The organism is Rhizobium sp. SRDI943, assembly GCF_057653695.1.
Genome location: NZ_CM172787.1, coordinates 2,193,074 through 2,204,328, shown reverse-complemented (window position 1 = coordinate 2,204,328; position 11,255 = coordinate 2,193,074). Strand labels below are relative to the sequence as shown.

The 11,255-nt window shown below is 62.0% G+C and carries 8 protein-coding genes and 1 pseudogene; 3 read left to right on the top strand and 6 right to left on the bottom strand.

Annotation, left to right across the window (positions count from 1 at the left end):
• Nucleotides 1-62 precede the first annotated feature (62 nt).
• A complete protein-coding gene (locus tag AC245Y_RS11470) occupies nt 63-557 on the bottom strand; it encodes a SixA phosphatase family protein (protein WP_012757665.1) in 495 nt (164 codons plus the stop codon).
• Nucleotides 558-833: 276 nt separating this feature from the next.
• On the opposite strand from AC245Y_RS11470, the gene dksA reads away from it, so the two are divergent.
• Nucleotides 834-1,253, top strand: a complete 420-nt coding sequence (gene dksA, locus AC245Y_RS11465) for an RNA polymerase-binding protein DksA (protein WP_003559816.1) — start codon at nt 834-836, stop codon at nt 1,251-1,253.
• A 100-nt stretch (nt 1,254-1,353) separates the two neighbouring features.
• On the opposite strand, the gene AC245Y_RS11460 is transcribed toward dksA, so the two are convergent.
• Nucleotides 1,354-1,989 (bottom strand): DUF1062 domain-containing protein, encoded by a 636-nt coding sequence (locus AC245Y_RS11460; protein WP_017994227.1) that lies wholly within the window; start codon nt 1,987-1,989, stop codon nt 1,354-1,356.
• A 399-nt stretch (nt 1,990-2,388) separates the two neighbouring features.
• Nucleotides 2,389-3,447, bottom strand: a complete 1,059-nt coding sequence (locus AC245Y_RS11455; protein WP_026157369.1) for a flagellar biosynthetic protein FliO — start codon at nt 3,445-3,447, stop codon at nt 2,389-2,391.
• A 299-nt stretch (nt 3,448-3,746) separates the two neighbouring features.
• On the opposite strand from AC245Y_RS11455, the gene cckA reads away from it, so the two are divergent.
• Nucleotides 3,747-6,350: a cell cycle histidine kinase CckA gene (gene cckA, locus AC245Y_RS11450; RefSeq protein WP_017994225.1), complete on the top strand. Its 2,604-nt coding sequence runs from the start codon at nt 3,747-3,749 to the stop codon at nt 6,348-6,350.
• Nucleotides 6,351-6,431: 81 nt separating this feature from the next.
• On the opposite strand, the pseudogene AC245Y_RS11445 reads toward cckA, so the two are convergent.
• The 3 genes and pseudogenes from AC245Y_RS11445 to AC245Y_RS11435 all read right to left on the bottom strand — a co-directional run.
• Nucleotides 6,432-7,598, bottom strand: a pseudogene (locus tag AC245Y_RS11445) (IS481 family transposase); the annotation flags it as partial.
• A gap of 273 nt (nt 7,599-7,871) precedes the next feature.
• Nucleotides 7,872-8,798, bottom strand: a complete 927-nt coding sequence (locus AC245Y_RS11440) for a pseudouridine-5'-phosphate glycosidase (protein ID WP_026157368.1) — start codon at nt 8,796-8,798, stop codon at nt 7,872-7,874.
• Nucleotides 8,799-8,886: 88 nt separating this feature from the next.
• Nucleotides 8,887-9,831, bottom strand: coding sequence for a carbohydrate kinase family protein (locus AC245Y_RS11435; protein ID WP_017994223.1), 945 nt, complete (start codon nt 9,829-9,831; stop codon nt 8,887-8,889).
• 229 nt (nt 9,832-10,060) lie between these two features.
• On the opposite strand from AC245Y_RS11435, the gene recA reads away from it, so the two are divergent.
• The gene (recA, locus tag AC245Y_RS11430) at nt 10,061-11,155 is read left to right on the top strand and encodes a recombinase RecA (protein ID WP_017994222.1); all 1,095 of its coding nucleotides are present in this window, start codon (nt 10,061-10,063) and stop codon (nt 11,153-11,155) included.
• The last annotated feature ends 100 nt before the right edge of the window (nt 11,156-11,255 follow it).

Sequence of the window (11,255 nt, the reverse complement as noted above, 5' to 3'; positions counted from 1 at the left end):
TTGGTGACTGCCCGCAATATAGGGAGGGCGCCCCGCCTGCAAAAGAAGCGGCGCGAAAGTCTTCAGACGACCACGAAATCGATAAGGCGCCAGACGGCGCCCGAAGCGTCGTAATCGACAACGGCAAGGCCTGCCGTCGGGAAGCCGCCGGGAAGGGCGCTTGCCATCGCCTCATGGCCGATCAGCGCCTCCAGCGTCTGCTCCATGGTCGGATTGTGGCCGACCAGCATAACGGCAGATTCGTCCTGCGCATCGATGATCTCGAGATAGGTGTCGACCGTGGCGTTGTAGAGCGCGTCGACATAACGAACCTCAAGCGTGAGGCCTATCGCCCGGTAGACCGCATCGGCGGTATCGCGGCAGCGCAGCGCCGTCGAACTGATCAGAAGATCGGGACGGTAGCCTTTGTCGGCGGCCTTATCGGCGATGATCTCAGCATCGCCGAAGCCCTTTTCATTGAGCGGCCGGTCGAAATCGCGCTGTCCGGATTCGGCCCAGCCGGCCTCGGCATGACGCAGGAGATAGATGCGGTTGGGCGGAGGCACGGGTACGGTCATGGGCAAATCCAGGATCGGGCGGGTCTTTTCAGTAGCGGTTGTAATTGGCCGCCGTCAATCGCCAGTCAGGCCGCAACTCCCTAAAACCTGGCTGACAACACGGCGTTTTGAAGGCGAAGCAAAAAACGGCGGCCGGAATAACCATGACAAAATAGATCGTTAGCCGAAAATTGTAACAGATTTAAAAATCTGTTTACCTGTCGTATTTGGCTTGAATCGCGACTAGCGCTTGGGATATACACCCGGCCAGATGAGATGTTCTTCAGGAGAATCGCGTTGAGTGAGAAGATCGATCTTAGCAATTACGTTCCCTCGGAAGAGGAAGAGTTCATGAACGTAAACCAGCGCGCCTATTTCAGGGCCAAGCTGGTTGCATGGAGAAATGATATCCTTAGAGAAGCGCGTGAGACACTCGACCATCTGGCCGAGGAAAGCGCAAACCATCCCGACCTCGCCGACCGGGCGTCGTCGGAAACAGATCGGGCGATCGAACTTCGCGCCCGTGATCGGCAGAGAAAGCTGATTTCGAAGATCGACGCGGCAATGCAGCGCATCGACGACGGCACCTACGGCTATTGCGAGGAAACCGGCGAACCGATCGGCCTCAAGCGTCTCGATGCCCGCCCGATCGCGACACTGTCGATCGAAGCGCAGGAGCGTCACGAACGCCGCGAAAAGGTCTATCGCGACGAATGAGAGTTTTCATGCAGGCATGAAAGCAAAAGAGTCGCCGTGATCAGATCGCGGCGCTTTTTCGTTTATCCATTGTTCTCGCGTGTTGGGCGGGTTTCGACGATTATAGCGGATCTCCGGATGCCAGAGGTTTCCACGATTGCTCTCGATCGGCCTGCATGGCGAGGTCGATCACAACAAGGGTGCCATTCCTGATTCGTCGCCGCATCACGTCTGATCGGTCAGGATCTGTCCGAACCATGCCTTCTTCATGAAGAGCCTGCAGCCGCGCGCGTGAAACCTTCAGCTCGGACGCCAGCAGGCGGTCAAGCCGTGTGCTGGTTGGAAACGGGACCATCAGTTCGATAGCCAATCTCGTCCAATATGCAGTTTCGCTTTGCATCTCCTTTGCGATTTCAAATTCTGCAAACTCGTCCACACGCTGTGATTTGTGTCGGAGAGCATCGAGCTTGAAGGTTTCTGCCCGGATCCAGTCAGGATCGTTGGACTGTAACGCGTCAAGGACGGCAGGATCGATGTCGCGAACATTGCGGCGCTCGAGGATTGGCCGGTTCCACGTCCTGTCACAGGTCAGGCATTTGTAGATAAGCCAGGCATCAAGCTTGCGACCGTTGGCGTTGAGCCGGATCTTGCCGCTGGATTGGAAAGCTCTCAAGCCTCCGCATCCGCCACATGCAATCCAAGGCTGGGGAGCTGTCCTGGGAATAATGGTCCATCGGACCCGAAGCGTATTGCACATACCGTCTTGGTCTTCCGTTCGGAAGTCCACCAAGATGGTGCATGAGAAAACCCCTTGCGGGCGCGGTGTGGCGATGTTGTGGGCGGCTGAAGAGCTGAGATAGCGGAGCTGCACATGGCACATTGTAACAATGCCAAACCGGTCTCTCGCCACCACCCGATGAACATGTTCGCATGCCGCCAGCGTGTCGCTCTGCGGCAGTACGGGTGAAACTGGAGTGAGACCGGTATTTACTTAGGCAAAGTGCAACCTCAAATGCGCCAACGCTCTTCAACCCTAGGGATAACAAATGATCGGCATGAAAGGGAGCCCCCAAGCCCGTTCGGGGTGCTGAAAGCCAGGGCAATGCGGCTTTTATGCAACTTAATGATGAAGGAGGGGCGCTCTATCAATCCGACATCACTTGTCGCGATTGACACTCATTTCGCCGAAGATGCGGGCGACTTCCTTCTGCAGCTCGGTATCGGCGCCGGTGATCGGGGCAAGCTCGGGATCACGGCGTGGCAGGTTGGCCGGCTGCGGCACCGCTTGGCGAGGCGACTGGTTTGCCGGCGCCGGCACGATGCGTTCGGCCGTCAGATTGTTCGACATTTCCTGTTCCAGCACCCGCTGGAAATCAAGACGGCTCGCTGCTGCCGACTGCGCAGCCGAATCGTCTTCGGCGCTACCTGGTGCGGCGCGCGCGGCCGCCGGCATGTCCTGGACAGGCGGGGCGGAGACCTCGGGTTCGATGCGCTGCTGCGGCAGCACGCGCTGGCGGGCGGCATCGAGGATCTCGGCGGCACTTGAGGCATCGTGAAACTGTGCGGGCTGCGCGGCGGGGGGAGCGACGGGACGCTCCGGTGGGCGTGGCGGCAGCGGGGCGGCACGCAGGAGATTGTCGCGTTCGGCCGACAAGGGAGCTGTCACAGGCTCTGCCGGAAGAGGGCTCGTGACCACCAGCGGTGCCACGGCTGGCGGGGACGGCGGTTGAACCAACGGTTCTGGGCGAGGGCGCGGCTCTGGCGAAGCCGGTGCCGAGAAAGAGGGCTCGGCGGCCGGCTCTACGCGGGCTGCGACCGGCGGGCGCGACGGAGCAACCGGTGGCGTCTCCGGTCGCGCGACCGATATCGGACGCTGCTCGACGGGCTGCGGGCGGGCGGCGCTTTCCGGTTGTTCGGCCGCTGCCGGCAGGATACGGCTTTCGATGACGATATCGCTCGGGCCGCCGATCATGATCAGGTGCTCGACATCGTCGCGGCGCACCAGCACCAGCCGCCGACGAGCATCGACGGCTGCGGCATCCAGCACTTGCAGGCGTGGTTGGCGGTTGCGGCCGCCGCGCACGAAGGGAGAGGGCGCCCGGCTGCGGATCACCCAGAGCACGATGATGAGCAGGAGAAGCGCCAGACCGACGCCACCGGCCGCAAGCAGGAAACGGCTGCCATAAGCTCCGACAACATCATCCAACATAATCACTCACTCCATTTCGCATTCAGCACATATTGACGACTTTTCCGTTCCTTAGGCAAGGGCCGCCGGTGCTGTCCAGTCACGCGAGAACGCGATTTCGTGTTCCGCTGCTTGGCACTCGGCGACCTCACACACAGGCGGCAGCTTTGGGTTTCTGGGGCAGATGGCGCTGTTGCCTGTGAATTCAAGCAGTCTTGCCGGCTAGCGGTGTTTTTGCCGACGCGGCAAATTGCTAAGAAGGAAAGAGTGCCTGATTCCTGCTTCGTGTTCGTGCTACGAAGCGGGAGGGCTTTTGTGAGGAATACATGACGAAACCGCGTCAGGCCGACGACTATAACGCACCGCTTGTGGATCGTGGGGGGCGTTCTGGCACGGTCTTGCGCATTCTTCTGCTGGCGCTCGTGCTGATCGCGGCTGCCGGCGCCTTCGTCTTCTTCAAAAAATCGCTCGACAACGAGGTCGTTCTTGGCGGTCTCGGCGTGCTCGCCATGGTCGGCATTTTCTTCCTGGTGTCTTCGGTCATCGGCTTCATCGAGGTGATGCCGCAGCGCCAGTCCGACAGTCTGGCGCGCGCCTTCCTCAACAGCCATCCCGACGGCACGCTGATCACCGACGAAAAAGGCCGGATCATCTATGCCAATGCCGCCTATGGCGCGCTGACCGGCGCGCGCAAGGCGACCGAGGTGCAGACGCTGGAAACGCTGTTGTCGCGCCACCGTGAATCCAACGAAGCGCTCTACAGGCTGGTCAACGGCCTGCGCGAGGGCAAGGAAGGCCGCGAGGAGTTCCGCCTGCTGCGCGCCGTCGGGCCTGGCAGCAACAGCTCCGGTGCGCATTGGTACCGGCTGAAGGCGCGGCTGCTGCAGCCGGAGGAAAACGGCGGCAAGCCGCTGCAGATCTGGCAGATCACCGACATCACCACTGAGCGCGACGACCAGGAGCGCTTCTTCAAGGAATTGCAGAACGCGATCGACTATCTCGACCACGCGCCGGCCGGCTTCTTTTCCGCCGGCAGGAAGGGCGAGATCTTCTACCTGAATGCGACGCTTGCCGAGTGGCTCGGCCTCGACCTCACCAAGTTCGTGCCGGGCTCGATGACGATCGGCGATGTTGTGGCGGGCGAGGGGCTGGCGCTGATTCAGTCGGTGCAGGCCGAACCCGGCCTGAAAAAGACAGTGACGCTCGATCTCGACCTGCGCAAGAGCAATGGCCAGAGCCTGCCGGTGCAAATCATCCACAGCGTCACCTCGATGCGCGACGGCGCACCCGGCGAAAGCCGGACGATCGTGCTGGCACGTGAAAAGAGCGATGCCGGCGGCCAGTCCGCTTCGGCCGCCGCCATGCGCTTCACCCGCTTCTTCAACAATACGCCGATGGCGATCGCCTCGGTCGACGGCAACGGGCGCATCTTGCGAACCAATGCGCCGTTCCTGAAGATGTTCTCCGGCGTCGTCTCTCGCGACGATCTCGAAAAGGCGCCGCATCTTGAAACCATCGTGCAGGAAAGCGACCGGCCACAGCTGGCCGCGGCGCTGGCGGCGGCCAAGGATCGGCAGGGCGACATCGCGCCGCTCGACACCCGCACACCGACCGACGAGGCGCGCTATTTCCGCTTCTATGTCAATGCCGTCATCGACCAGAGCGACGAGGCGCCCGAGGAAGCGGCGATCGTCTATGCCGTCGAGGTGACCGAGCAGAAGGCGCTGGAAGCGCAGATGGCGCAGACGCAGAAGATGAATGCGGTCGGAACGCTCGCCGGTGGCATCGCGCATGATTTCAACAACGTGCTGACGGCTATCCTGCTTTCCTCCGACCATCTGCTGCTGCAGGCGCGGCCGGCCGATGCCAGCTTCGCCGATCTGATAGAGATCAAGCGCAACGCCAACCGCGCCGCAGTGCTGGTGCGCCAGCTGCTCGCCTTCTCACGCAAGCAGACGATGCGGCCCTCGGTGCTGAACCTCACCGATGTCGTCGGCGACCTGCGTATGCTGGTCGATCGGCTGCTATCAGGCACCAATGTCAAGCTCGACGTGCAATATGGCCGCGACCTCTGGCCTGTCAAAACAGACCTTTCGCAGTTCGAGCAGGTGCTGATCAATCTCTGCGTCAATGCGCGCGACGCGATGCCAGAGGGTGGCACGCTGACATTGCGCACCCGAAACCTGACCGCTGCCGAGGTCTCGGCCTTCAATTACTCCTACATGCCGGCCGAGGACATGGTGCTGGTCGAGGTTGCGGATAACGGCACAGGCATCGCACCTGAAATCATGGACAAGATCTTCGAGCCGTTCTTCACCACCAAGGATGTCGGCAAGGGCACCGGTCTTGGCCTCGCCATGGTCTATGGCATCGTCAAACAGTCGGGCGGCTACATCCAGCCGGAATCCGAAGTCGGCAAGGGCACGACCTTCCGCGTCTTCCTGCCGCGCCACATCCCGGAGCCGGCGGTTGCGGCCGAAGCGGGTTCGATCGACGGCGCCATCGCCGGAGCCGAAGTGGTGCCGCTGCCGGTATCGCCGCAGCAGCCCGAGGACCTGACGGGATCGGCCGTCATCCTTCTCGTCGAAGACGAGGAGGCGGTGCGCCGCGGCGGCAAGCGCATGCTGGAAACGCGCGGCTACACCGTCCACGAGGCGGGCTCGGGCGTCGAGGCGCTGGCTATCTTGGAAGAACTCGACGGCAAGGTCGACATCGTCGTCTCCGACGTCGTCATGCCCGAAATGGACGGCCCGACGCTGCTGCGCGAGCTGCGCAAGACCTATCCCGACATGAAGTTCATATTCGTCTCGGGTTATGCCGAAGATGCCTTTGCCCGCAACCTGCCGCCGGAAGCGAAATTTGGCTTCCTGCCGAAGCCGTTTTCGCTGAAGCAGCTCGCTGTTGTGGTGAAGGAGACGTTGGACGGGTGAGTGAAGGGGGCCTGGGAGAGCACGCTGTGCCGTGCCGCACCCCCCTCTGCCCTGCCGGGCATCTCCCCCCACAAGTGTAAAGCCCGGAGACATAGCTGACAGATGTTCGGAGACATGCCTGACAGTCAGTCTTGGCTTTTGAGGTCGATTTTTGCGACCTGTGTTGCGCCGAAGAAGACGCCGTAGAGACCATCGCGCTGGAGCGGGCGGATGGCGAGGCATTCGGTTTTGAAGGCGTTGGGCACGCGCCAGGCCCGTCCCTTGAAACTGACATAGCCCTTGGTTGTTCCGACGCGGCGCACGATCTCCGAGCTGTCATAGGCCGGTTCGGGCAGGCGGTCGGGAAACGGGCGCGGTGAAGGTCTGTAACGGCTGGCCGGCACGGCCATGTCGATACCCTGGTGGGGGCGACAATGTTTGTAGATGTCGCGCCAGCGGTCGAAAGCCCTTTGCGCTTGGGCGTGGCTTGCGAGCGCGGCGAAATCGAAGACCTCGGCCTTGAGGCTGCGGTGGAAGCGCGTTCTTGCCGCGGCCCTGGGGGTGGTAGGGTCTGGCATGGATGAGGTCGATGCCGAGCTTGAGCAGCCAGACACGCAACCTTGTCCATTGGTTGGGCACGCCGGTGCCCCATGGGTTGCCGTTGTCGGTATAGATGGCCATCGGCAGGCCGTGGCGGCGCAGGATAGGCTCCAGCCGGCCGCGGACGGTCTGCATGCGCTCGTCGGCGCAGGCTTCGAGGCCGACGGCGAAGCGGGAATGGTCGTCGATGATGGTCAGGGGATGGCACCAGATGCCTGAGACGAGCTGCGTGCGGCCCTTGAAGTCCATCTGCCAGAGCAGGTTGGGCGCCTCGCGCTCGAAGCGGCCGAGCGCTGGCCGCCCACCCACCTGCGGCTCGATGCGATCGTGGCGCACCAGGATGGCATGGACGGTGGAGGCTGCCGGCGGCTCTGTGCCCAGATCCTGCAGCCGGCGGGCGATCTTGCGCGCTCCCCAGGCCGGATGTTCGTCGCGGATATCAAGCACGGCGCGCTCGAGATCGGCTCCGGTCCGCCGCGGGCTCGCATGCGGCCGGCGGGAGCGGTCCTCCACCGGCTCGCCCGCTTGCAGGCGCCGCAGCCAGACATAGCCTGTCTGCCGGCTGATGCCGAAGCGCTGGCAAAGCTCAGAGACGTTCGTCCCCTCCAGCCCAGCCAACCGGCAAAATTCCAAACGCTCATCCACAACTGACCTCGACCGCCAAACCATGCCGACCTCCCGAAAAATCATTCCGGAAGTGTCAGGTATGTCTCCGAACATCTGTCAGCTATGTATCAAGGCCGTACAACAAGGAGGGAGATCACAAGGGGCGAACGCTTCCCATCACATCAACGCTTCACCGAGTTGAAAGGGATATTTGTTCAGAAAGCCGGTGCTTCCAGCAGATCTCCCCACCTGTGGGGGAGATGCCCGGCAGGGCAGAGGGGGGCTGGAACGGCACCACCTATCTGGAAAGGCGATTCCTGCCGGCCCCGTCAATCCTCATTGACCCAGCGCCACCGCAATCTCAGCGGCAAGCCGCGCGTTGTTCTCGACGAGCGCGATGTTGGTCTTGAGGCTCTGGCCATCCGTCAGGTCGAAGATGGTCGACAGAAGATAGGGTGTGACCGCCTTGCCGGTGACTTCATCGCGCTCGGCGCTGTCGAGCGCCCGCTCGATATAGATTTCCATTTCCTCGCGCGCGATTTCGTCGGCCTCAGGCACGGGGTTGGCGACGAGCATGCCGCCGTCGACGCCGAGTTGTTCGCGCACCGTCTGGAAGTTGGCGATGGCGGCCGGGCTGTTCAGCGACAGCGGGCTGCGGATGCCCGAGGAGCGCGACCAGAAGGCGGGGAATTCCTCGCTCTCATAAGTGACGACAGGCACGCCGCGGGTTTCCAGCACTTCCAGCGTCTTCGGAATGTCGAGGATCGCCTTGGCGCCGGCGCAGACGACGATGACGCCGGTGCGCGCGAGTTCCTCGAGATCGGCTGATATATCGAAGCTTTCCTCGGCGCCGCGATGCACACCGCCGATGCCGCCTGTGGCAAAGACGCGGATGCCGGCGCGCGCCGCCGCGATCATCGTCGCCGCAACCGTGGTGGCGCCGGTGCGGCGCTCGGCGATGGCGAAGGCGAGATCGGCGCGCGACACCTTCATGACTTCAGTGGCCTTGGCCAACTGTTCCAGCTCCGCGGCTTCAAGGCCGATATGCAGCGTGCCGTGAATGACGGCGATCGTTGCCGGCACCGCACCCTGTTCGCGGATGATCGCCTCGACGCTGCGGGCCATCTCGATATTACCGGGATAAGGCATGCCGTGGGTGATGATCGTGGATTCCAGCGCCACCAGCGGCGCGCCGCGCTGCTTGGCGCTGGCGACTTCCTTCGAATAGGCGATCGGCAGAAGAGGGGAGATGGGCTTGGTCATGGTCTTGTCCTGTGATCGACAGAGCATGATGCCGAAAAGGGTGAGCGGTTTTCGGTCGACATCATGCTCAACTATTTAATTCGCCGCTTCAATGCAGAATTCTGACCTTGGGGACAAGGGCAAGCGCCTCATTCAGGAGATCGGGCGTCAGATTTTCGTTGACGGCGTGCCGCGACTGCACGGTCAGTATGGCGGCCGCAGTGCCGTGGCGGACGGCTTCTTCGAGCGGCAGGCCTGATATCAATGCGGCGAGCGTGCCGGCTGCAAGGGAATCGCCGGCACCCGTGACATCGGCGACGATGTCGGCAATCGGCGGCTGTAGCGTCACGGCGCGGCCGTCGCAAAGCGCGACGAGCTCGCGCCGGCCGCGGGTGACCACGGCGTTCCTGATGCCGATCTCGTTCAGCAACGGCGGCCAGCCTGCAGCCCCTTCCGGCCGCTCACCGGCAAGGGCGGCAGCTTCTGCCTCATTCAGGAACAGGTAGTCGATATCCCCGATGCAGGGTTTCAGCCTGACGACCTTGGCCGGCGAGATGGCGATTGCCGCGACGGGCTTGCCTAGCGAGTGCGCCTTCGCGACGATCGCCGCGATCGTCTCTTCCGGCAGGTTGGCGTCAAAAAGGATGAAGTCATGGGCGGCGAAGGCCTCCCGCACCCAGCGGATGGAGAGACGCCGTGGCACGAAGAAGCGGTAAAGATCCATGTCGGCAAGGGCGATCACCAGATTGCCGTCCTTCTCGATGATTGCCGTATAGCTCGGCGTCTTGCGGTCGAGGAAGACGAAGGGCCGGTCGTCGATGCCGGCGAAATCGGCAGCTTCTCCGACCGTCTCGCCCATCGGATCGCCGCCGCGCGGCGAGATCATCGTCACCTGAAAACCGAGCCTTGCCAGGTTGCGCGCCGCATTGAAGCCACCGCCGCCCGGCTCCTCGAACCAGGTGCCGGGATTGCTGGCGCCAGGCGCCGTCTCGCCGGAGATACGGCCGCGCCGATCGATATGGGCGCCGCCGAGAACAAGAATCTTTTTCTTCATCCGAGCCGCTCTCCCGATGCCCGAAAGGCGAATCGATGCGATGCGCCTTGTGCCGCTCGTGCCAGCACTTCAAACCTAAGTCGTTGCTTTTCATCGATAAAACAAATACAGAACACGGGTCGTTTTACCTTTTTCTTTCAATTATTTGATCGCCTATTGCGAAAATGGAACAAATAGGGTACAAACTCGACATTGCTAGAGCGGCTTCAATAACCTAAAGGTGGATCGGATGTCTCAGAATTCATTGCGGCTGGTAGAGGACAAATCGGTGGACAAAAGCAAGGCGCTTGAAGCGGCACTCTCACAGATAGAGCGGTCGTTCGGCAAGGGCTCGATCATGAAACTCGGCTCCAACGAGAATGTTGTCGAGATCGAGACGATCTCGACCGGCTCGCTTGGCCTCGATATTGCACTCGGCGTTGGTGGCCTGCCGAGGGGCCGCATCATCGAAATCTACGGGCCGGAAAGCTCCGGTAAGACGACGCTTGCATTGCAGACGATTGCCGAAGCGCAGAAGAAGGGTGGCATCTGCGCCTTCGTCGATGCCGAACATGCGCTCGATCCCGTCTATGCCCGCAAGCTTGGCGTCGACCTGCAGAACCTTTTGATCTCGCAGCCCGATACCGGCGAGCAGGCGCTCGAAATCACCGATACGCTGGTGCGCTCCGGCGCCGTCGACGTTCTCGTCGTCGACTCGGTCGCTGCCCTGACGCCGCGTGCCGAAATCGAAGGCGAGATGGGCGACAGCCTTCCCGGCCTGCAGGCACGACTGATGAGCCAGGCGCTGCGCAAGCTCACCGCTTCGATCTCGAAGTCGAACACCATGGTGATCTTCATCAACCAGATCCGCATGAAGATCGGCGTCATGTTCGGCTCGCCGGAAACGACGACGGGCGGCAATGCGCTGAAATTCTACGCCTCCGTACGCCTCGACATCCGCCGCATCGGCGCGGTCAAGGAGCGCGAAGAGGTGATCGGCAACCAGACCCGCGTCAAGGTCGTCAAGAACAAGATGGCGCCGCCCTTCAAGCAGGTCGAGTTCGACATCATGTATGGTGAGGGTGTTTCCAAGACCGGCGAACTGGTCGATCTCGGCGTCAAGGCCGGTATCGTCGAAAAGTCGGGCGCCTGGTTCTCCTATAGCAGCCAGCGCCTCGGCCAGGGCCGCGAAAACGCCAAGACCTTCCTGCGCGATAATCCGGACCTCGCCCGCGAGATCGAACTGTCGCTGCGCCAGAATGCCGGCCTGATCGCCGACCGCTTCCTGCAGAATGGCGGACCGGAGCCCGATGACGGCGATGGCGATGCCTCCGCGGAAATGTAATTTTCGCGCTTAAACTCATCGGACAGTTCCAACCGGCCGCATTCCTGATGAGAATTCGGTCGGTTTTGTTTGTCTGCTGGACAGTGGCGGGGGCGAACGT